A 20,504-nucleotide genomic window follows, 5' to 3' on the forward strand; every position below is an offset into this window, starting at 1 on the left:
CGCGATCATCAACAAGAGCGAGCGGAACACGCTCGAGCGACGCCGCGCCCACCACTTCGACATCTGGTAGATGGGCTTGCCCGCGTTGCCCTCGATCGCCGCGACTTGGTTCACCGGGAGGATCGGGAAGTCGATCTCGAGGCAAGTCTTCGGCCGGTTCGGATCGTTGAAGTCGACTGTTTCGACCTGCACTGCTCGGCCTGCGTCGACGGCGTCGGCAATCGCCTTCGCCACGCGCTGGACCTTCGTCGTTCCACTACTGCTTGTTTTGGCCATGTTTATGCTCCACCCGTGCGCGAAAGCTCGATGAACGGCACCGCGACTTCGAGCAACGAGAGGCCACCGTGCGTGAGAGTTGGATAGCCGCCCTGGCTTTTCCATTTTCGACGGCCGAGCGCGAACGTCGCGTCGGCGTGGGCGGTCGTCAGATGCAGGTCGAGCGGCGGCACCCAGCTGCCCGGATCGGGCTGCTCGAGATCGGCGAGTGCGGTCCAGCGTCCACTCTTGAGCCGCTCCTTCAGGTACTGCGCCTGCGCAGGGTCGGCGGTGTCAGGGAAGTGCCCGCTCGCCGCGTAGCCGTGGTCGGCCGTGATGACGAGGCGTCGCCCCGTCGTGAGCGTGTGGATAAGGCCCCAGAAGGCGTCGCTCGTGAGCTTCTCGGCGGCCTCCCTGGCCAGCGCAGCGAGGCCGTGCCCCGGCGCGCCGAGGTCGTGCAGTCGCTCGTCGGGCCAGTGGTGCCAAAGCAGCCAGTCCTGCGAGGCGTTGATCTGAGCCGCGCAGTCCTCCCAAGGCAGGTCGGTCGAGTCGGTCGTCGCGCCCGGGAGGCGCCCCTTGCTAGCCCCGCCGTTGTTCTGGAGCGAGCTGCGGCTCGCGAAACCGAGGGCCTCGGCGAACGGCGTCGTGTCGGCCGGCAGTTCGGCGCCGGTGGCGCGAGCCTGATGGACCGTGTAGCCCCGCTCGGCAGCGCCCTTCAGGAGCCACGGCAATTCACGGAGCGAGAGCGCGTCGAGAACGAGTACGGCGCGCCCGGCGCCCCGCTCGGCCCACCACGAGGCCAGGACGTCGGCCGTGCGAGGGACCAGCGCCTCATAGGACTTCCACAGGTCCCATCCCGCCGTCGCGAGGAACAGGTCTGCTGCCCCGAGTTCGGCGTCGCGTTTGGTCCCTTCCGAGGACGCCTTCTCCGGCGCGAGCGACGTCGAGCAGGTGTTCCATGCGTGCTCGAAGAGCCGTGCCCAGGCGTCGGCCGGCGAGGCGGCCTGAATCTTCCGGAGAAGCGTGAGCGGCAACGGCATTACTTCTCCTCCTTGTTCAGTGTCAGCTCGTAGGTGATGCCGTCGGGGAGCTTCCTGAGGAGATCAGTGAGCTGCGCGCCCGTGAGGTTCGCGACCTTGAGCTGGACATCCTGGACCTGCGTGCCGGTGGTGATGCCCCAGCGCTCCACCTTGCCGAGCAGGTTGAGCGCGGAGGTGGCGCCCGCGGTGCTCAATTGACGAACCGTCGTGTTCGAGCCGCCACCGAAGATGCCGCCGCCGGGCGGCGTCGCGCTCGGGTCCTGGCCCGCGCCAGGATCACCGCCCGCGACTGACGGCTGCGGCCCGAGAGGAATCTGGCCACCCGCGCCGCCGTTCGGCGTCGTGATGACGGGCGGCTGTACCGGCACGACACCTTCCGCGTGCGGGACCGCCTGCGGGAGAAGGACGTAGGTCTCGTCGAGGTGCTTGCCGGTCCCGAGCTTGCCGCGCATCCGCTTCCACGCGCTGTCCTCGTTCTCCCCGGCGCGCACCTGCAAATACTCCATGCCACGCAGGTTGATGGCGATCTCGCCGCGCGCGCAGATCTTGACGAGCTTCTCCTTCATCAGCGTCTCTCCGAGCCACGGGATGCAGTCCTCGCCACCCGGGCGCGGCTCCTGCAGCTCGCGGAGGAGCTTGCCGACCGACTCGTTGTGCTGGGCAGCCACAAGGACGAGCGCGTCGAAGTCCTCTGAGACGAAGAGATTCTTGGAGACGAGCACGTCGACGGTCTCCGGGATCTGCGCGCCCTCGGCCTTGTGGCTCTCGACGTGAAACATGCACTGCGAGGGGTTTTGGAAGTTCCACGTGGCGAGGATCGCGAAGCGGTCGAAGCGGCGCTTCAGGATATCGCGCAGCTCGCGCTCGTACTTCGTGTGCAGCTTCTTGAACTCGGGGTTCTGCGTCTTCCACTTCTCAGCGAGCAGCACCGCGCGCGCGAGCACGAGGAGGTGACGGTCATAGAACAGGTTCTCGCTGCCGTCGCGCGGCAGGAGGAAGCGAACCGCGTTACGGCGCGTCTGCAGCCGCTCCTTGAGCCAGGTGCCGAGCCGCGCCTCGACCTTGTCCGGCGGTTCCGGAACGACGAGCAGCGGGATGCGGTCATCCCACTGCGCGGGCAGATCGCTGTCCTCGACGCCTGCCCAGGGGTCGGTCGTCCAGCTCGCGCCGAGAACCACGACGCGGAACGCATTGGCAACGCTCTCGGTGCTGCCGATGACGTAGCGCAGCTCGCGCGCGAGCTGTTGCTTGTCAGAACCATCGAAGAGCTTGTCGTTGCGCGCGTTCGCGATGAGCTTCGCCTGCGGGTTCTCCTCTTCGCGGAAGACGAGGCGCGAGCCGTCCTGGTGGATGTTGAAGCTGTGCTCGACGATGGTGGACAGCTCGGCCGAGAAGAAGTTGTCGTCGATCGCGTTCGCCCGCGTGATGTCGACGTGGAGCTCGGCAGGCTCGGCGCCGGCGTTCTTGATCGCCAGCGAGCGGAGCCAGAGCGCCCCCACGATCTCAGCGAGGTGCGGAACATTCTGCGCCGGCTCCTTCACCGCGTCGAGGACGGCGCTGAGGTTGCGCTGCGCCTTCTCGCGGAGGTTCGCGTGGTGCTGGTTCGAAACGGAGTCGAGCAGCGCAGCGATGCCGCTCTTGTCGTCATCGAGCCGGAAGTCGGCGGCCGTGATGATAGGCGAGTTGGCGTTCCGTGACTTGAACACGTCGGCGAGGATGCGGATCAGGTCGCGGGTCTCCTGTGCCTGCGTCGCGACGAGCACCTGATCTTCAAGCAACGTCATGAGGTGCGGCGCGAACGGCCACGCCTCGACGAAGTCGGTGCGGACACGCTGGTGCTCGGCGGGCGCAACGTCCGCGAGGCGAATGTGCTCCGAGATGTGCGCGGAGATCGCCGTCTCGATCTGCTGCGCGGGCACGTGCATGCGGTTATCGAAGAGCCGGTGCAGGAGCAGCCGCAGGCGGTCACGCCTCGCGTGCGGCCCCTTGAAGTCGATCTGACGCGGGTTGACGCGGTGGACCTGCTGGTACGCCTCGGTCTCGCCGTTGCGGACCGAGATGACGAGCACGAGCAACTCGGGGTGCTCCTTGGCAATCTCGGAGAGGAGCTGGATGAAGTTGAACGCCCAGGTTCGCCAGGGGAACTGCTTGGTGTTTGTCAGGCCGTCGTACCAGGTCTGGAATTCGTCGAGGATGAGCGCCGTCGGAGTGTGCTTGAAGAGCTCGATGAGGAGCTTGTCACCAGGGATGTCGGTCTTCTTGTCACCTCGTGCCTCCCACTTCCCCTTGATGTAGCTGCCGTGCGGGTGATGCTCGAAAACGAGGTCCCACAGGAACTTGTAGTTCTGGCGGTGGAGGCTCTCGCTGATGACGTGTGTCTTCGGTCGCAGCTTGATCTCGCCGAGCTTAGGCTGGCCCAGGCGGATGGCCCACGCCTTGAGCCACTCCGAGGTGACCTCGGGGCTCGTGAACCCGTGGTACACGGCGGCCAGCAAATGTGACTTACCTTGTCCGCGCTCGCCGATGAGCACGACGGGTTGGCCGCGCCCGGGCCCGATTGCCTCCATCGCTGAGATCACGTCGGCCGTCGGGTACGTGATGCCGAGGAACTCGGCGGCGCCGATCTGCGTCGCGCCCGTGTTGTTCTCGTTCGCGAGCTCGATAGCCGTGCCCTTGAGGCGGCGGCCCTGAAACTCCTCGCGCAGTGTCAATCCCAGCATCGTTCGGCCCCGTTCGGCAGATGGCGTGCTCAAGTCGGTCGTCCTCGTGGTTCGTGTCTGTTTCGCGTGACTGCTGGGGGATCCACCGCTCCAGGTTCTCGCGGCGGAACGATCAGGAATTGCCGACCTTGAACGCCGGGAGCTTTCCATCCTGGACCAAGCGGTAGAGCGTGCGCTCGGTCACCTGCAGGTGCTCCGCGACCTCACGGATGGTGAGGATGTCCTCTGGCAAGGCTAGTCCTCGCGCTGGCATCTGGCCGCACGAGGATACGGAAACACTTTCACCAAGACAACGCCGAGGACGAAATTTCAAGGCGATTTGGGGTACCTCCGCGCCCACGCCGCCCGCTGCAGGGCCCATGTCCCCGCGTGGGCCACCGCCCGGAGGGGCCGCTCAGCCGTCGGCTCGGGGCCGCCGACAGCTTCGAGCGCTAGGACGGCGTCTTGAAGAGCGGGCGCGAGGAGCAGCAGGTCGAGCAGCTGCGTCACCCGCGCCCGCGTGAGCCCCAGCTTGCGGGCCACGGCGGGCTGGTCTGCGACGAGCCCCGGGTCGATGGCGCCCTAGAGGTGGTGCGCGAGGGCTAGCATCCGGGCGACCTGACACCGTGCGGCGCATTGCTGCTGCCCCTGCCGTCCGCGCGCCCCGCCGTCGTCCGCGTCCCCGCCGTCGTCCGCGTCCCCGCCGTTCGCGCCTCCCGCCCATCTGGACACCCTTCGACCCATCCGGACATCCCGCCCGCCCATCTGGACATCCCGCCCGCCCGTCTGGACAGGGGGCGGGGTCATCTGGACACCCTGCCCACCCATCTGGACATGTCCCACCCAGCCGCCTCGTCTCCCGGCTCCCCCCACGCCCGTCCAGATCCTGCTCCGCGCTGGACGTCCCTCCGACCGAGCTCATCCTTGCCGCTTTGCGTCGTGCCCCGAGGGGCGCGGGTCGCAGGAGGAGGGGTCAGGCAATCGTCATGGCAAAGCAAGGACAGGACTTCGATCGCTGGGTCAAGGTCGCCGCCGGCTCGGAGCGGACCGACAACCCGCTGAACATTCCGTACGACGTCGCCGTGCGCGAGGCGGTCGCCGCCGCGGCGTTCGTGAAGAAGTACTGGGAGCCCGACGGCGATCGCCCGGGCCTCAAGCGGGTCAAGAGCCGCCTGCCCGCCTCGAGCGGCGAGGAGCTGCTCTCCATCGTGCACGCGGTGCAGGAGGCGCAGACGCGGCTGCTCCTCATCGTCGATCCGGCCGTGGCCGATCTCGGCGAGCGCGCCCGGTTCGTCGTCGATGAGCTCGAGTCGGCGCTCGAGTTCCTGCTCGACGACGACGTCGACGAGCCCGCCGACGCGCAGCTCGCGCGCATCAAGGAGTTCCACGCGCAGGACGGCCAGCGCTCGAGCGCCCTCTCCCAGGCGCTCCGCGATTACGCGGGGCTCGCGGAGCCGCTCAAGGACCGCCTGGTCGAGGCGGACGAGGCGTTCGACGTGCGCCTCATCGCCGAGGCCAGGAAGCTCGCGGAGGATCTGCAACGGCGAGCGCTGGAAGCGGCCCCCGAGGCCGGCGCCTCGGCCGCCGCGACCACGATCCGCAACCAGCTCCTGCACCTCATGGTCGGGCGCGTGGGCGCCATCCGGAAGACCGCGGCCCACGTCTTCCGGCGCCACCCCGAGATCGCCCGCGAGGTGACGAGCGCCTACGAGCGGCGCCGGCGCGCGGCGGCGCGGCGCGAGAAGGCCCGCAAGGCCGCCGAGGCCGGACAGGCCAACGGCAAGCCGGCGGCGGCGCCCGCGCCTGGGACCGCCGTGCCCTCGACCAACTAGACATCGACCGGCGCTCGGCCGCCGCCATCCCGGCCGGGCCTCGGCCGGCTCAATCCCGGCCGGCTCGCCGTCCGCGCGGAAACTGTGCTCCGCGGCGCGCCCGTCCCCATCCACCATCACTGTTTGCAGCCATCCGAGACAACGCCGCCGGTTTGGGGGCGCCGGTAGCCGGTCGTTGCGCCGGGCCGCGGCTCCGCCGGACGGCGGCGGCTCCGGCGAGCTCAGGCGATGCAGCAGAACGTGGACGGCTCGGTCGGCTGGAGCTCGCCGACGGGCTCGCCGCCCTGCGGCGCACACGCGCCCGGCTCCACCGCCACGACCGCGACCGACTTGCTTCCCAGGCCGACGCCGGGCGGTGTCGCCCCGCAGAACGCGATGCGGCCCCCCCTCCGACCCGGTGCCATGCCAGCTCGGACGAGGGATGACCCCCTTCGACCGGCTGGAACGCCCGACGGGAAGGGGGCAGGTCCTCCAGCAGACCGAGGCCTCCAGCTGCCGTTCGCCGCGTGCCGAAGCTGCCCGACCCTCCGATCTTCCGGGAGTTCGATGTCGGCGCCCCGTGCCCAGGGTGTCGTGATGTCACGATAGCGCGTGCGTGTGCTGGTTCCCCGTGAACGTGACGGCGGTGGGGTGACGATGACATAGAAGGCGTGCCGGGCCGACGGGCCGACATGCATGGATGTCGGACCCGACTCGATCACCGGCGTCGGGCAGCCTCCTCAGCGACCCACGACGCCCGTAGCAGCTGGATAGCCGACCGCGTCGAGCGTCGCGAGCACCGCGTCCTGCTCGACCCGCGGGAACAGCCCCCGCACCATCGGCTCGACCTTGCCGCGCGTGATGGCGACGGCGTCGGCGTGCGGCAGCGATTGGTGCGGCGCATTCTACGGCGACAGCGCTTATCCGCGACGCACCCTCTTCTTGCTGCTCTTCTGGGTCGCCTTCGCGCCGGTCTCCTTGGGCTTCGCCGCTGGTCTCGACTTCGATGCGACCTTCTTTGCCTTCGGCTTGGTCTTCTTCGAAGCAGTGGGCTTCTTGGCTCCGCCTCTCGACATGGTCTTCCCTAGCTTCGCCGACTCGAAGCGGGGATGGGCCCGCAGGACGCAAGTCACGGAGACCTCCGTGGCATCGAAGATGGGCGGGGGACAGCCCGTCGCCGCCATCGTGCTGCGGATGGTCTGGATACCTTGTCCCTCCGCCTGGGCGAGCTGGAGGCGAGAGAGGAACCAGGCGAGCGCCTGGTTTCGCCAGCGGGGCGTGACGTTACCCGTACGGAGGTTCTCCAGCGTCACACCGACGGGAAGCGGTCCCGGTGAGATGAACTCGATGCGATCACGGTACGAGGTGAAGCGGCCAGGATCGACGAGCTCATAGTCTCGATGCGCGAGCGCGTTGACCATCGCCTCCTGGAGAGCTCGCCGCGGATATTTCTCAGCATTCGGCGCCTCGAGGTTGGTCTTGTCGAACAGCGTCACGGCTTCGGCGTCGAGGAGCTCCTGAAGGCGGCGCGCCTGATCGAGCAGCGTGCCGGGGATCTCGAAGCGACGGGCGATGGGATCGGTGCGATCGAGCCCCGGGTACGCGGAGAAGATCGAGAACGCGCCGGGGATGAAGCGCTGGGGTTCTCGTCCGAAGAGCAACACGGCGAAGTTCCTCGGACGCAGCACGCCGGAGAGCGGCTCGGCCACGCACAGCGACGGCACGAACGGCGACAGCTGGACCCCGGCGACCAGGTAGGGCTCGACACCACGGTCGAGCGTGAAGACCCCCATGCGCTGCAGCGCGTCCCTCAGCGTGAGCAGATCGATGTCGTTCACGGTCGCGGCGCTGCACGGCCTCCGATCCCAGGGCTCCAGCGCCCCCTTGCGAACGAGCAGGTCCTTGAGCAGCCCGTTCCGCGCCTCGATGGTGGAGCGGCTCACCCGCACGAAGCGCTTCGCCCCCTCGTTGTTTCGGCGGAACGTGTGCGCGGAGCCCGTGGCAGGTTGGAGGAAGACCAGGATCCGCCGCTGCGGATCATCCGACTCGAGCTCCTCGACCAACGGCGCCAGAGGCGGAGAAACGCGATCCCTGCACCGAGTCAGGACCGTGTTCTCGACCTCCTTCAAGCGTGCCGCGGTCAGCCCCGCGCGAACGAGCTTGGGAAATCCGCTCTCGTCCTTCTCCTCCTTCGCACCGCATACCACGTAGCCGCCGCCCAGATTCTGAAGGTCGTTCGCAAAGGCAGAGAGCGTCTCGACGACGTCGTTGACATCAGCGACGTTCTCTTTCCATTCCGTCTGCTCGCTCTCCCGCCTCGCGAGCTCCACGAGGTCGATGCGGGCCGTCACGAGAGCACCACCTTCTTGCCCGCCCCGCTGAGGCGCGCACACTCGTCGCGCAGGCCAGCCAGCGCAGCGTCGCGCTGTTCTTGTTCGTCGACCTCGGAAAGCTGGAGCTTCCAGAGACGTCCTATTTCGTGCGCCGGCAGGCTCCTGGTCTCGATCCATCGGTAGACCGAGCCCTTCGCCACCCCAAGGTGCCTGGCGACGTCTTCAACCGAGGCCCAACGCTCTGGCGTCATCGGCTCCGCTCCGGTCGCGTGGAATCCCCTGTGCACCGGAGCACGCTACCCGGGCCGAACTCTGCCAACAAGACCCGAGCAGGGTCGAGAAGAACAGGTGTGGCTCGGAACCTGCCGACGCCGGATGGCGGACGCGCACACCGCCCGCTGCGGGGCCCCCGCCCCCGCGCGGGCCACCGACCGGAGGGGCCGCTCGGCCATCGGGCTCTGCGCCGTCGGTGGCTTCGAGCGCACGGACGGCGGCGTGAAGATCGGGCGCGAGGAGGAGCAAGCCGAGCAGGCGCTTCCTCTGCGCCCGCGCTAGCGGCCGCTCGCGCCCCGCCGTGCCGCCGGTCGTGGTCACCGGCAGCGCCTCCGCCCTCGACCTCCGAGCCGATGCGGCCCCCTCCGCCCCGGTGCCATGCGAGCTCGGACGAGGGATCGCGTCGCTGCGCTCCGATCGCGCCCGGGTGTCCCGGAACGGGTGCCGGGTGACGTGCGCGCCGGGACAGCGTTCGCGCGCTCTACTTCCCCGGCGGGCATGCGGCGGTCCTGCCGGGGTCAGCGCGCCTCGATCCAGGGTGCTCAGCTCGTCCTGATCGTGAGCTCGTTGCCGCGTCCCGCCTCGAACGGGAGCGGCTGGGAGAGGTAGCCGTTCTGCGGGTCGCGCACGTAGTCGATATAGCCCGAGGCCTGCTCGAACGCGTTCTCGCCGATGATGATCGCGCCAGGCTTCAGATGCGGCTCGAGCAGCTTGAGGACGTCCAGATAAAGGATGAAGGCGCCGTCGAGCAACACCATGTCGATATCGCCGCCGACACCCGACGCGAGGGTCTCTCGCGCATCACCGACCCGGAGCTCGACGATGCCGGACAGCCCGGCGGCGGCGACGTTCGCCCGCGCCCGCTCGACTTTGCTGGGCACAAGGTCGGTCCCGATCAAGCGGCCGCCGCCCATATCGCGCAGCGCGGTCGCCAGATAGATCGTGGAGATCCCCATCGAGGAGCCGAACTCCACGATGCGCTTGGCCTTGCATGCGCGGGCACACATGTAGAGGAAACGCCCGAAATCCGGGGAGACGTTGAGGAAATTCTCCGCGAACCCGCGATATGTGCCTTTCAGATCGCTGGCTCGGAGCAGCACCCTCTGGCGACAAAATCCATGATCAAGGTCAAGGACCTGGCGAACGAGCCCATGCTCATGGATCCGCGGAGGAGCAACCCTCGTCTGTATGACGACATCATCGCCGCCGTTCGCGCGCGCGGCGTGACCCTGAACGTGGCTTCGGAGATCCTCGACGGAGAAGCCCTGTTGACGCTCGTGGCGAGCGGCTTCGGATTGACCTTCGGCGCGGAGCCCGCGGCGCCCTTCCTCGCGGTCGGCACCGCGATCTGGAAGCCGGTCAGCAATCTCGGCCTGGAGATGCGCAACATCGCGATGTGGCGGCCCGACGCGCAGTCTCTCCTGCTCCGGCCGCTCGTCGACCTGGTACGTGAGTTCGGCGCCGCGCTTCGCGATCGGGAGATGGGGCCGCGCAGACAGGAGAGCGAGCGCCAGCGGCGACCGCGACGCGGCTAGAGACAACGGGCCGAGCGCTTCGAGGACATGGGTCGATGACCCGCCTCACGGCTCGCCGCCCTGCGCACCCTGCTCCTTGACCACGCTGATCTCCCCGTCCGCCTCGAGGCAGGCAGAGCGCACGGTGGTGATGTCCGTGATCCCTTGCCTGCGAAGGGCCGCCAGCAGCTCCTCCTCGGTGACCATCTCCCGGCGCATGTTCTCCCACTGCGGGCGGCCGTCTCGGACGAGGGTCGTCTGCGTGTCGCGCAGGCAACGCCGGAAGAAGGGGACGCGGAACTCCAGGATATCGAGCACGTAGCCCCAGGCGACGATGAGCGCGATCATGAGCAAGGTGTCCGCGGGCGAGCTCGAGCCGCCCATGATGCCGTCGGCGGCCATACCACCGATGAGAATGAGGGCGAGCATGTCGTTCGGTGAGAGATGCCCGGTGCGTCGCTTGGGGATGACGCGGATCAGGATGACGAGGGCGAGATAGACGAGCGTCGTGCGCAGGGCGATCTCCCAGAGGGGCTTGGAAAAACCGAAGTTCCCTTCCATGGGCGTCCTCCCACCGGTACGGCCACGCGCGTCAGCGCGCGGGACGGAAGCCGGGATCGAGGTTCGCGGCCGCCCAGCGCGCCAGCGCCGCGAGCTCGACGCAGCGGTGCAGGTGTCTCATCTCTGTGTTGCTGGGCATGGCCGCCTCCTTCGGGGGCACGGGAGCACTGCTTCGTTCGCGCTGGAGGGGCCCTCGCAAGAAGGGGACCGCTCCAGATCGTGTGCCGCGCGGGCGAGGAGGGGGCGCTCGGTGCGCTGCTTGCTAAATTATCGTATTTGCTCGTGTTTATGCCAGCTCGGCGCGCTGGTTCACCGCCGGCGCCGAGCGCACTATAGTGCCGCACGTGGCCCGGCAGCCGACGAGCCAGCAGGGCCGATCCCCCCCTTCCAGGAGCTCAAGCTCTTCCAGGAGTAAACGATGACCGTGAAAGCCTTTGGTGCCCATGCCGCCGACAAGCCGCTGGAGGCGCTCGACATCTTTCGTCGCGCCCCGGGCGACCACGACGTGCAGATCGACATCGTCTACTGCGGCGTCTGCCACTCGGACTTGCACACCGTCCGAGGTGAATGGGCGGGCACGCTCTATCCGTGCGTTCCTGGGCACGAGATCGTGGGGCGGGTGTCCGCTGTGGGAGCCCAGGTATCTCGCTTCAAGGAGGGCGAGCTGGTCGGCGTCGGCTGCATGGTCGACAGCTGCGGCACCTGCGCGTCCTGCGCCGATCACCTCGAGCAGTACTGCGAGAGGGGCATGACGCTCACCTACAACTCTCCGACCCCGGACGCCCCCGGGCACACGCTGGGCGGCTACTCCCAGCGGATCGTCGTCAATGACAAGTACGTGGTGAAGATCAGCCATCGCGAGGAGCAGCTGGCGGCCGTGGCCCCGCTGCTCTGCGCCGGCATCACCACCTATTCGCCGCTCCGGCACTGGAACGCCGGGCCCGGCAAGAAGATCGGCGTGGTGGGCATCGGCGGGCTCGGCCACATGGGCGTCAAGCTCGCCCACGCGATGGGCGCGCACACCGTCGCGTTCACGACGTCGGAGTCGAAGCGGCAAGACGCCAAGGCCCTCGGCGCGGACGAGGTCGTTGTGTCGCGCAACGCGAGCGAGATGGACGCTCACGCCGAGAGCTTCGACATGATCTTGGACACGGTCGCGGTGAGCCATGACCTCGACGCCTTCACGAGGCTGCTCAGGCGGGACGGCGCCCTGGTGCTCGTGGGCGTGCCGAAGGACGCCCACCCGTCGCCCGCCGTCTTCAACCTCGTGCTCAAGCGCAGGACGATCGCCGGGTCGACGATCGGCGGCATCGCCGAGACGCAGGAGATGCTCGATTTCTGCGCGGAGAAGGGGATCGTCGCCGACATCGAGGTGATTCCGATCCAGCGGATCGAACAGGCGTACGAGCGGATGCTCAGAAGCGACGTCAAGTATCGCTTCGTCATCGACACCGCCAGCCTGGCCGCCGGGCCACAGGGGTAAAGCCACAGGTCATCGTCGAAGCCGAGGGGCGGCGCTAGCCCCTTCGCCTCTTCCGTGGCTCGCGGCGCGGCCCGGCGCGCCCGCTCCGCGCCGCCGTCTCTTCCCCGCCTGCCACGACCTCCCGCACGCTGTCGCGCAACCAGCGGTGCGCGGGGTCCGCGTCCAGCCTCGGGTGCCACAGCAAAGACACCGTGATCTCCGGCGCGGCGAAGGGCAGCGCGAAGCTGAACAGGCCGTCGCGCAGGCTCCTTGTGTGGTGATCCGGAACGGTGGCGATCAGGTCGGTCGCGCGCGCCAGGGCGATCGCGGTCGCGAACCCGCCGACGATGGTCACCACCTCGCGCGCCAGGCCGAGCGCGGCCAGGCTCTCGTCGATGCGCCCCTTGGCCACGCCGCGCCGCGAGAACACGACGTGGCGTCCGGCGGCGTAGCGCGCGGGCGTGATCTTCGCGCGGCCGAGGGGGTGGTCGCCGCGCACGACGCCGATGAAGCGGTCGCGGAACAGCGCCTGGGTCCGCAGCTCGGGGCTGGTGTCCTCGTCGACGACGCCCGTCTCGAGGTCGACGGCGCCCGTGCGCAGCGGCGCGCTGTCCTTGTCGGGCTTGGCCACGAAGCGCAGCCGGACGCCTGGCGCCTCGGCGCCGGTGCGCTCGATCAGGGCTGGACCGAAGCTCTCGACGAAGCCCTCGCTGGTGCGCAGCGTGAAGGTGCGCACCAGGCGCTTCAGGTCGAGCTCCTCGGCCGGGCGCAGGACGGCCTCGGCGCCCTGCACCAGGTGGCTCACGCGCTCGCGCAGCTCGAGCGCGCGCGGGGTCGGCACCAGGCCGCGTCCGGCGCGCACCAGCAGGGGGTCGCCCAGGGTCTCCCGCAGGCGCGCGAGCGCCCGACTCATCGCCGACGGGCTCAGGCGCAGGCGTCGGGCCGCGCCGGTGACGCTGCCTTCCGTGAGCAGCACGTCGAGCGTCACGAGCAGGTTCAGATCAGGCAGCGACACGCCGCCAGGCTAGCAGAGGTCGGGGTGAACTATAGCGTCGTATGCACATAGTGATTGCGATCGTTGCGCGTTCCGCAATCCGCGCCGGCGCCCTAGCTTCGACGTCGAAGCGCGGATCACGTCGATTCGAGCCGAGCCGGAGGCCAGCCATGACCGAGAACGCCCTTGACCTGTTCGTCCATCGCACCCGCGCCAGCTGGGGACCGCTCAGCAGCGACCTTGTCGCCAGCTGTCGCGATCACCTGGAACAGCTGGCGAAGGCGCGCGCCGCGGAGCCCTGGCTCGCGGCGCTGCACGAGGAGGCGCCCGCGTCCAGGGAGCTCTACCGGGACGCGAGGCACGGCTTCGTGCTGCAGGCCCACACCGAGCAAGCCGGGCTCTACCGCCCGCCGCATGACCACGGTCGCGCCTGGGTGATCTACGCCGTGCAGCGCGGAGAGATCGCGATGTCGACCTACGCTCGCGTGGAGACCGGGGCCGGCGTCCAGCTGGTCAAGCGTGACGAGACGCTGCTGCGCGCCGGGCAGGCGCAGCTGTTCTTGCCGGGAGACATCCACGACACGCGCTGCGTCGCCGGCCCGGCGCTGCTGTTCCGTTTCACCGAGCGCGATCTCCGACAGGAAGATCAGGTCGCGCGGCGCGTGACCCGCTATGTCGAGCGCAACGGCGTCTGGACGGTGGGAACATGATGGCGCTGCGCACCTCGATCGCGGGCGCGCCCCTGCCGAGCGGGGCGCGCGATCAGGCGGCTTCCTGTGCGCAGGGCCCGGCGCGGGCGGAGGCGATTGCGTGCGTGCTCGCGGCCATGGTGCTTGTGGTGCTCTCCGCGGGCATCGCCAACGTGGCGCTGCCTGCGCTGGCGCACGCGCTCCAGGTGACGCCCGCCGCGTCGGTGCGCGTCGTCAGCGCCTACCAGCTCGGGCTGGTGATGGCTCTGTTGCCGTGCGCCGCGCTGGGCGAGAGCCTGGGTTATCGCGCCGTGTTCACGGCGGGCGTCGGGCTGTTCACGGGCGCGTCGGCGCTGTGCGCGCTGGCGCCGTCGCTCCACTGGCTTGTCGCTGCGCGCTTCTTGCAGGGGCTCGGGGGTGCCGCCGTGATGGCGCTCGGGGTGGCGCTGCTGCGCTTCGTGGTTCCGCAGGCGCAGCTGGCAGCCGCCATCGGCTGGAACGCGCTCGCCGTGGCGCTGTCCTCGGCCGCGGCGCCCACGGTCGGCGCCGTGCTGCTCTCGAGCGCGAGCTGGCCCTGGCTGTTCGCCGTCAATCTTCCGCTCGGCGTGGCGGTGCTGCTCGCCTCGCGCGGCCTCCCCGAGGTCCCCGGCACGGCGCGGGCGCTGGACGCGACGAGCATGGCGCTGAGCGCGGGGGCCTTCGGCGCGCTGATCACAGGTGCGGAGCTGCTGCCGGCGGCGCCGGCGCTCGGGGCCGGCTTGCTCGCCGCGGCCGTCCTGAGCGCGACGCTGCTGCTCCGCCGCGAGCTGCCGAAGGAGGCGCCCCTGGTGCCGCTCGACCTGCTGCGCAGCCGTTCGTTTCGCGTCTCCGTGATCGCCTCGGTCGCGTGCTTCGCGGGGCAGGCCTCGGCGCTCGTCGCGCTGCCCTTCTATCTGCGGCACGGCTTTGGCCAGGATGCTTTGGCCACCGGGCTGCTGATCACGCCCTGGCCGCTGAGCGTGGCCCTCCTGGCGCCCGTCGCGGGCCGCCTCGCCGACCGCATCTCGACGGCCTGGCTGTGCGCGGCGGGCGCGGGGTGTCTCGCGCTGGGGCTCGCCGCGCTCGCGCTGTCGCCGGCGCACGGCGGCGCGCTGTCGCTGGTGCCGTTCGTGGCGCTGTGCGGCGCGGGCTTTGGCCTGTTCCAGGTGCCGAACAACCGCAACATGTTCCTCGCGGCGCCGCGCGCGCGGAGCGCCGCCGCGGGCGGCATGCAGGGCACCGCGCGGCTGGCCGGCCAGACGGCGGGCGCCGTCGTCATGACCTTGCTCTTCACGCTCATGCCAGTGGATGCCGCGCCGCGCATCGGCCTCGGTATCGGCGCCGCGCTGACGCTGAGCGCCGGGATCGTCAGCGCGCTGCGCGCTGGCTCGCACCGCGAGCCATGACGGTGGGCGGATGGGCAGCTGAAAGCCGTGGTGTCCCGACCGTGACGGGTGCGGGCTGTCAGCGCCGGGGGCGCTTGAATCGCTCGCGCGAGCGCTCGACGTCTCCTCGGATGACGCAGCCCTCGACGTGATCGTTCACAAGCCCCATCGCCTGCATGAACGCGTACACCGTCGTGGGGCCGACGAACTTCCAGCCGAGCTTCTTCAGATCCTTCGAGAGGGCGACCGACTCCGGTGAGGTCGACACGGTCTGCGGGCGCGCGAGCTGCTCCGCCGCGGGCTCGTAGCGCCAGACGAACGCCGCCAGCGAGCCCTCGCGCGCGACGAGCTCTCTGGCGCATCGAGCGTTGTGGATGACCGCCTCGATCTTGCCGCGGTGGCGGATGATCCGCTCATCTCCGAGGAGCCGCTCGACGTCTCGCCCGGTGAAGCGGGCGATCTCGTCGACGTCGAAGCCGTGGAACACCGCGCGGAAGCTCTCACGCTTGGCGAGGACGGTGCGCCAGCTCAACCCGGACTGGAAGCCCTCGAGGCTCAGCTTCTCGAACAGCCGGCGGTCGTCGCTGACAGGAAACCCCCACTCGCGATCGTGGTAGTCGATGAACTCCGGCGCCGCGCCGGACCAGCGGCAACGCGCTCGGCCGTCGGGCCCCACGATCGTCGCGGTGCTCATGGCGCGTCGCCTCGCAGGAACCCGAGCCGCTCGTCGACTCGAGACGGCGCGATCTCGAGGATCTCGGCGCTGACGACGCCCGCGGTGACGAACGGATCGCCGTTCACCCTGTCGCGAAGCTCCTCCATCGTGGTCCGATGCGCGAGGATGCCGCCGCCGCCGTGGGGCTTCAGGCTCCCGACCAGCACGAACACGCCTTCGTCGAAGCCACGCCGGATCCAGGCGTTGTGTTGCTCCATGTACAGGCTGGCCTGACCCTTGTTGTCGGAGAACTTGAGAAGGACAAGAAACACGGCGCATGCTCCTGGGGTTACGGCTCACGTCTGCCGCGGGGGCGGCCACGTGTCGTCTTGCGTTGCGTCGCCTGGCTCCCCCGCTCTGACCGAGCGTCGGGGCCAGGCGGGGCGGCGCTGGTCGTCAGCGACAGCAACCACGCGTGCATCTGCTCCACTTCCTGCGCGATGAAGGCCTCGTCGTGGAAGGCGCTCGCCAGCGTGGCCACCCCCTGGCTCCGGGCCAGGAGGTGCATCGCGAGCTCATCGGCGTCGTCCGCCCGGCCGAGCAGGGCGAACTGCCGGCTCAGCCACGTCCGGAAGAGCGTGAACAGCCGGTTGGCTCCCGGCCGGGAAGGGTGGTCCAGCTTTGCGAGCTCGGCGCACAGGGTGCCGACGGGGCAACCGTATCGCTTGATGCTGGCGCGGTTCGCGATCAAGATCCCGATGAAGCTACGTATGCGGTCCGCGGGGCTGCTCCCCTCGGTCTCCCACCGATCGAGCATCTGCTGCGTATTGGCGAGGCGCTCGTCGATCACCGCATCCAGGATCTCGTCCTTCGTCTTGAAGTGGTAATAGAAGTTGCCGCGTGAAATACCGACGGCCTCCGCGATATCGGCGAAGGATGTGTGCTCGTAGCCCCGTCGATAGAAGAGACCATCGGCCGCTTGAACGATCTGAGCGCGCGTCGTCGGGTTGCTCACAGCGTCGCCTCGCCGGACGGCCGCTGTCGCAGCCGCGGAGAGTCGAACTTGTAGGACGATTGTCCTAGGATGTCAAGCGTCGCCGCGCCCGCCCTGCCACGACCCGGGGCATCAGCGGGCACGGTCGCGGACCGGCGGCGTCTGCAGCACCCTCCCGCCGTCGCGCCGGTCGGCACGCTGGAGCGGTGCGAGGGCCCGCTGTTATCCGCGAGCGGTGGCCTTGGTCGTGTACTCCGCGAACATCTCACCCAACGCCCTCGCCATCGCGCGCATGCGCGGCACCTGGCGCAGCTCTCGATGCATCACGACGTAGAACGGAAGCGACGGACCCGGGGCGTCGAGCGCCACGGGCTCCAGGCCCGGAACATCGACGCCGGCAGCGTGCACGACGATGCCCATGCCTGCCCGCGCTGCCTCGAGCCGCGTCTCCACGGCGTTTGAACGAAGCGGGAAGCTCTGCGCGCCGCGCTCCACGAGCCAGCGGAAGGGGCCGAGTCCCTGGGTGATCCGCTCATCGACGATGAAGCGCTGGCCCGTGTAGTCGTCTCTCGTGACCAGGCGTCCGGGCAGATGCGCTGCCAGGTAAGCGGCGCTCGCGTACAGAGCCGGCTTCACTTCGCCGACGCGCTTCTCGATGAGCACGTTCGAGGCCGAACGACCCCCGCGGAGCCCGATGTCGGCCTCGCGCTCCGCCAGGTCGACGAGCCGCGACTCGACCGACACCTCGACGATGGTCGTCCGGTCCTGCTCCCAGCATCGCCGCGCCGCCTGGGCGGCCACGGCGCCAAACCCCTCCGGCACGGAGAGGCGCACGGTGCCGGCTCGTTCACGATCGTGCGCCCCGAGCGCCTGCTCGAACCCGGCGGCGATCTTTACGAGCGCGAGGGCCTCGCGTTCGAGCCGCACCCCGTGGCTCGTCCGGTGGACGACGGAGCGCCCGAGCGCGCGCTCGAGCGTCGAGACGCGGCGCATGACCGTGGAGGCCGACATGCCGAGGCGCTGTCCGGCCGCGAGGAAGCTCCCGCGGCGGTGGACCTCGAGCAGCACACGACAATCGTCCCAGTCCATGGGGCGACCCTGCCATCTCGGCGGATCTTCGTCCATGCAAAACTGTTTTGTATTCGCGCAAAACATCCATGGTGCGGCGCAGGTTATGCTGTCTTTATGAAAATAGCAGTGCTCGGTACAGGAGCCATCGGCAGTACATTCGCTTACCAGCTGGCGAAGGCCGGCCACGAGGTCACGGCCGTCGCGCGCGGCGCGCGGCTGGAGCGCCTGCGGGAAGACCGCGCCATCGTCCTGACCGACGGCGCGCGCGCCCCTGTCGCCGTCGCCGGCACGCTCGACCCGAGCGTCCCGTACGATCTCGTGCTCGTGACGGTGCTGGCGCCTCAGGTCGACAGCGTCTTACCCGCGCTGCGACAGAGCGTCGCGCGACACGTCATGTTCATGTTCAACACCTTCGAGCCGCTGGATCGACTGCGGGACGCGGTGGGCGCCGAGCGCTTCTCGTTCGGCTTCCCCGGCGGCGTGCTGGCGCATCTCATCGACGGCGAGCTGCGGAGGCGCATCCTGCCCGGAACCACCGTGGGCGATGCGGCCTGGGCGAAGGTGTTCGGCGCTGCGGGGATCCCGACCGTGACAAGCGCCGATATGCACGGATGGTTGCGCTCGCACGCCGCCATGGTGATCCCGCTCATGTCGATCGGCGTCGTCGTGGCGCACCGGAACGCCGGCATCACATGGGGTGAGGCGCGCCGCTACGCCGCCGCGCTCGCCCAGGGGTTTCACATCGTGCGCGGCCTGGGCCACGCCGTCGAGCCCGCCGTGGTGGCGCTGCTCAGCCGTCTGCCGCGCCCGTTCACGACCGGCTTGTTGTGGCTCATGAGCCGCACCCAGGAGCTCCGGAAGCTCGGCGCGCTCGGCGCCGCCGAGCCCCGGATGCTCATCGACATGGTGGCGACCGCGGCGCCGAGTCAGGCCGCCGAGCTGCTGGCGATCCGCCCGTAGAGGTATCAATCTGTTCTTTTTTGCGGCTTTGCGACTTTGCGGCTTTGCGTTGAAATCTCGCCCCAGATCGCTGGCCGGACTTCTGGCGGGCGGAACTAGTCGCGATCGGCCGGCGCGCCGCCCGGGAAGTAGTGGCGGTAGGGGCGGCCGCCGTCCACGGCACGATCGACGGACGGGCGCTCGCGCAGGCGGCGGTAATAGGCGCGCAGGTTCGGGCGATCGTCGAAGGGGTGGACCCAGTCGGCGTAGAACAGCGACGGGGCGGCGGCGCAGTCGGCGAGGGTGAAGGCCTCGCCTGTCGCCCAGGTGCGGCCGGCGAGCTCTCCGTCGAGCCAGGCGTAGACCTTGTCCAGGGCCGCGCGGGCCAGAACCTCCCCGTGCTCATCGCGCGGGTTGGACTGCATCGCGCGAATGCGGTTGTTCACGATCACCTGCATCATGTTCATGACGTAGTTGTCGAAGATGCGGTCGAACATCCGCACCTGGAGCGCGGCGTCCGGATCGGGCGGGATCAGGCGGGCAGGACCCGGATGGGCCTGGTCGAGCCACTCGACAACGATGCTCGCCTCCCACAGGGCGAGGTCACCGACCCGGAGCACGGGGAACTTGCCGAGCGGCCAGAGCGCCGCCAGCTCGGCGCCGGCCTGCGGGTTGGAAGGCTCCAGCAGGCGCAGCTCGAAGGGGACGTCCTTTTCGTAAAAGGCGATGAAGGCCTTCTGGGAGTAGGACGAGAAGGGGTGGGCGTAGAGGATCGGTGTCGTCATGGTGGCCTTGCTGCTTCGCGTGTCTGCGAGCGGTTCGTGTCTGCAAGTGGTCATGGTCGGCGAGACCGTCGCGCGCTCCATCGGAGCGCCCGAAATTCTCGCAAAATCAGCCTCATCGATGTCCTAGCCGGGCCTCCGCGCGCCCCTCGCCAGCTCCTCGCCGAGCGCGTCCAGCATCTGGAGCCAGCTCGGGTGCGCGCCGGTCCGGCGAGCGAGCGCCTCGCTCACGTTCTGCTCGAGCCTCACGAGCGTCCGCCCGCTTCGCTCGGTGAAGGTGATCGACACGAGCGTCTCCTCGGGCCATTCCCGATCGTGCCCCTGGCTCTCGGAGGAGACGGGATCCCCGTTCGCGTCGGCGATCCGCAGGGTGAACGCGAGCCGCTCCGGCCGCACCACCTCGCGGTAGACACCGACGGTCCAGCAATCGCCGAACTGCGGGTTGTGGATGCACGAGTGGAAGCCCCCTCCCGGCCGGACGTCGATCCGCGCGAAGCGGAGGGTGCACCCCCGCGGCGCGAACCAGCGCGCCAGCAGGTCGGGGTTCGTCCACGCATCGAACACCACGTCGCGCGGAAAGTCGAACGTGCGCTCGATGAGGACCGTGGGCTCATGAGGGGTTTGAGAGAATTGCATCGTGACGTGATCACCCTTTCTTCGGCGGATGCAGCTCGTGCAGGAGGTCGTCCAGGCGGCCGAACGCCTCGTCCCAGTGCTGCCGGTACTGCTCGACCCAGCTCGCCACCTCCCGCATCGGCGCGGGGTTGAGCTGGCAAACGTGCTGCCGCCCGTCGCGCCGCTTCTCGATGAGACCCGCTCGTTCCAGGGTCGCCAGGTGCTTGGAGATGGCCTGTTGCGAGATCTGAAACGGCTGCGCCAGCTCGTGCACCGACGCAGGCCCCGCCTTGAGCCGCACGAGGATCGCGCGCCGGGTGGCGTCGCTCAGGGCGGCCAGGGTCGTGCTCAGCGAATCCACAACCATATGGTTGTGGATTGGCTCCCTGAAGTCAAGCGAAGGACGAAGTGCAA

General features: G+C 69.2%; 23 protein-coding genes and 2 pseudogenes. 7 read left to right on the forward strand and 18 right to left on the reverse strand.

Features of this window, described 5'->3' with window-relative positions; genetic code table 11:
• The 5 genes and pseudogenes from WMF22_RS06315 to WMF22_RS06335 form a co-directional block, all read right to left on the reverse strand.
• Positions 1-276, reverse strand: a pseudogene (locus WMF22_RS06315) (hypothetical protein); the annotation flags it as partial.
• Positions 277-278: 2 nt separating this feature from the next.
• Complete coding sequence (locus tag WMF22_RS06320; RefSeq protein ID WP_438035182.1) at positions 279-1,295, reverse strand: hypothetical protein; 1,017 nt, start codon at positions 1,293-1,295, stop codon at positions 279-281.
• Positions 1,295-4,015, reverse strand: a complete 2,721-nt coding sequence (locus tag WMF22_RS06325; protein ID WP_438035183.1) for a DUF499 domain-containing protein — start codon at positions 4,013-4,015, stop codon at positions 1,295-1,297. The genes WMF22_RS06320 and WMF22_RS06325 overlap by 1 nt, the downstream gene beginning before the upstream one ends.
• A 112-nt stretch (positions 4,016-4,127) precedes the next feature.
• Positions 4,128-4,247 carry a helix-turn-helix domain-containing protein gene (locus WMF22_RS06330; protein WP_438035184.1) on the reverse strand — a complete coding sequence of 40 codons (120 nt, stop codon included), beginning with the start codon at positions 4,245-4,247 and terminating at the stop codon, positions 4,128-4,130.
• A gap of 77 nt (positions 4,248-4,324) precedes the next feature.
• Positions 4,325-4,537 carry a hypothetical protein gene (locus tag WMF22_RS06335; protein WP_438035185.1) on the reverse strand — a complete coding sequence of 71 codons (213 nt, stop codon included), beginning with the start codon at positions 4,535-4,537 and terminating at the stop codon, positions 4,325-4,327.
• Between the two features lie 443 nt (positions 4,538-4,980).
• Here WMF22_RS06335 and WMF22_RS06340 point away from each other — a divergent pair, with 443 nt between their 5' ends.
• On the forward strand, positions 4,981-5,826 hold the full coding sequence (locus tag WMF22_RS06340; RefSeq protein ID WP_438035186.1) for a hypothetical protein: 846 nt from the start codon (positions 4,981-4,983) through the stop codon (positions 5,824-5,826).
• 221 nt (positions 5,827-6,047) lie between these two features.
• On the opposite strand, the gene WMF22_RS06345 is transcribed toward WMF22_RS06340, so the two are convergent.
• From WMF22_RS06345 to WMF22_RS06355, 3 genes are all read right to left on the reverse strand, one after another.
• The gene (locus WMF22_RS06345) at positions 6,048-6,230 is read right to left on the reverse strand and encodes a hypothetical protein (RefSeq protein WP_438035187.1); all 183 of its coding nucleotides are present in this window, start codon (positions 6,228-6,230) and stop codon (positions 6,048-6,050) included.
• 495 nt (positions 6,231-6,725) lie between these two features.
• Entirely contained in the window at positions 6,726-8,156 is a 1,431-nt protein-coding gene (locus WMF22_RS06350; RefSeq protein ID WP_438035188.1) for an ATP-binding protein, read from the reverse strand.
• Positions 8,153-8,389, reverse strand: a complete 237-nt coding sequence (locus tag WMF22_RS06355) for a helix-turn-helix domain-containing protein (RefSeq protein WP_438035189.1) — start codon at positions 8,387-8,389, stop codon at positions 8,153-8,155. Before WMF22_RS06355 ends, WMF22_RS06350 begins: the two co-directional genes overlap by 4 nt.
• Before the next feature lie 124 nt (positions 8,390-8,513).
• On the opposite strand from WMF22_RS06355, the gene WMF22_RS06360 reads away from it, so the two are divergent.
• A complete protein-coding gene (locus tag WMF22_RS06360) occupies positions 8,514-8,693 on the forward strand; it encodes a hypothetical protein (protein WP_438035190.1) in 180 nt (59 codons plus the stop codon).
• A gap of 260 nt (positions 8,694-8,953) precedes the next feature.
• Here WMF22_RS06360 and WMF22_RS06365 read toward each other — a convergent pair.
• A pseudogene (locus WMF22_RS06365) lies at positions 8,954-9,493 on the reverse strand (O-methyltransferase); the annotation flags it as partial.
• 36 nt (positions 9,494-9,529) lie between these two features.
• Between WMF22_RS06365 and WMF22_RS06370 the strand changes: the two are divergent.
• The gene (locus tag WMF22_RS06370; RefSeq protein ID WP_438035191.1) at positions 9,530-9,946 is read left to right on the forward strand and encodes a LysR substrate-binding domain-containing protein; all 417 of its coding nucleotides are present in this window, start codon (positions 9,530-9,532) and stop codon (positions 9,944-9,946) included.
• Positions 9,947-9,991: 45 nt separating this feature from the next.
• Here the strand turns inward: WMF22_RS06370 and WMF22_RS06375 are convergent, their stop codons facing one another.
• Positions 9,992-10,486 (reverse strand): DUF421 domain-containing protein, encoded by a 495-nt coding sequence (locus tag WMF22_RS06375; protein WP_437298203.1) that lies wholly within the window; start codon positions 10,484-10,486, stop codon positions 9,992-9,994.
• Positions 10,487-10,904: 418 nt separating this feature from the next.
• Between WMF22_RS06375 and WMF22_RS06380 the strand changes: the two genes are divergently transcribed.
• Complete coding sequence (locus WMF22_RS06380; protein ID WP_437298204.1) at positions 10,905-11,969, forward strand: NAD(P)-dependent alcohol dehydrogenase; 1,065 nt, start codon at positions 10,905-10,907, stop codon at positions 11,967-11,969.
• A gap of 34 nt (positions 11,970-12,003) precedes the next feature.
• Here the strand turns inward: WMF22_RS06380 and WMF22_RS06385 are convergent, their stop codons facing one another.
• Complete coding sequence (locus tag WMF22_RS06385; RefSeq protein ID WP_438035192.1) at positions 12,004-12,963, reverse strand: LysR family transcriptional regulator; 960 nt, start codon at positions 12,961-12,963, stop codon at positions 12,004-12,006.
• 149 nt (positions 12,964-13,112) lie between these two features.
• Here WMF22_RS06385 and WMF22_RS06390 point away from each other — a divergent pair, with 149 nt between their 5' ends.
• Both WMF22_RS06390 and WMF22_RS06395 read left to right on the forward strand, forming a co-directional pair.
• Positions 13,113-13,652 (forward strand): hypothetical protein, encoded by a 540-nt coding sequence (locus WMF22_RS06390; RefSeq protein WP_438035193.1) that lies wholly within the window; start codon positions 13,113-13,115, stop codon positions 13,650-13,652.
• Positions 13,649-15,055 carry an MFS transporter gene (locus WMF22_RS06395; RefSeq protein WP_437298207.1) on the forward strand — a complete coding sequence of 469 codons (1,407 nt, stop codon included), beginning with the start codon at positions 13,649-13,651 and terminating at the stop codon, positions 15,053-15,055. The genes WMF22_RS06390 and WMF22_RS06395 overlap by 4 nt, the downstream gene beginning before the upstream one ends.
• A 58-nt stretch (positions 15,056-15,113) precedes the next feature.
• On the opposite strand, the gene WMF22_RS06400 is transcribed toward WMF22_RS06395, so the two are convergent.
• The 4 genes from WMF22_RS06400 to WMF22_RS06415 all read right to left on the reverse strand — a co-directional run bounded on the left by WMF22_RS06400 (position 15,114) and on the right by WMF22_RS06415 (position 17,808).
• Positions 15,114-15,728: a DNA-3-methyladenine glycosylase I gene (locus WMF22_RS06400; protein WP_438035194.1), complete on the reverse strand. Its 615-nt coding sequence runs from the start codon at positions 15,726-15,728 to the stop codon at positions 15,114-15,116.
• On the reverse strand, positions 15,725-16,021 hold the full coding sequence (locus WMF22_RS06405) for a YciI family protein (protein WP_437298209.1): 297 nt from the start codon (positions 16,019-16,021) through the stop codon (positions 15,725-15,727). The genes WMF22_RS06400 and WMF22_RS06405 overlap by 4 nt, the downstream gene beginning before the upstream one ends.
• Before the next feature lie 17 nt (positions 16,022-16,038).
• A complete protein-coding gene (locus WMF22_RS06410) occupies positions 16,039-16,704 on the reverse strand; it encodes a TetR/AcrR family transcriptional regulator (RefSeq protein WP_438035195.1) in 666 nt (221 codons plus the stop codon).
• A 201-nt stretch (positions 16,705-16,905) separates the two neighbouring features.
• Entirely contained in the window at positions 16,906-17,808 is a 903-nt protein-coding gene (locus WMF22_RS06415) for a LysR family transcriptional regulator (protein WP_438035196.1), read from the reverse strand.
• 60 nt (positions 17,809-17,868) lie between these two features.
• On the opposite strand from WMF22_RS06415, the gene WMF22_RS06420 reads away from it, so the two are divergent.
• Positions 17,869-18,714, forward strand: a complete 846-nt coding sequence (locus WMF22_RS06420) for a ketopantoate reductase family protein (RefSeq protein ID WP_438035197.1) — start codon at positions 17,869-17,871, stop codon at positions 18,712-18,714.
• Positions 18,715-18,809: 95 nt separating this feature from the next.
• On the opposite strand, the gene WMF22_RS06425 is transcribed toward WMF22_RS06420, so the two are convergent.
• The 3 genes from WMF22_RS06425 to WMF22_RS06435 all read right to left on the reverse strand — a co-directional run bounded on the left by WMF22_RS06425 (position 18,810) and on the right by WMF22_RS06435 (position 20,451).
• Positions 18,810-19,478 (reverse strand): glutathione S-transferase family protein, encoded by a 669-nt coding sequence (locus WMF22_RS06425; RefSeq protein WP_437298213.1) that lies wholly within the window; start codon positions 19,476-19,478, stop codon positions 18,810-18,812.
• Positions 19,479-19,601: 123 nt separating this feature from the next.
• The gene (locus WMF22_RS06430; RefSeq protein ID WP_437298214.1) at positions 19,602-20,111 is read right to left on the reverse strand and encodes an SRPBCC family protein; all 510 of its coding nucleotides are present in this window, start codon (positions 20,109-20,111) and stop codon (positions 19,602-19,604) included.
• 10 nt (positions 20,112-20,121) lie between these two features.
• The gene (locus tag WMF22_RS06435; RefSeq protein WP_437298215.1) at positions 20,122-20,451 is read right to left on the reverse strand and encodes an ArsR/SmtB family transcription factor; all 330 of its coding nucleotides are present in this window, start codon (positions 20,449-20,451) and stop codon (positions 20,122-20,124) included.
• Positions 20,452-20,504 lie beyond the last annotated feature (53 nt).

This window comes from Sorangium sp. So ce204 (assembly GCF_051526795.1).
GTDB lineage: Bacteria > Myxococcota_A > Polyangia > Polyangiales > Polyangiaceae > Sorangium > Sorangium cellulosum_B.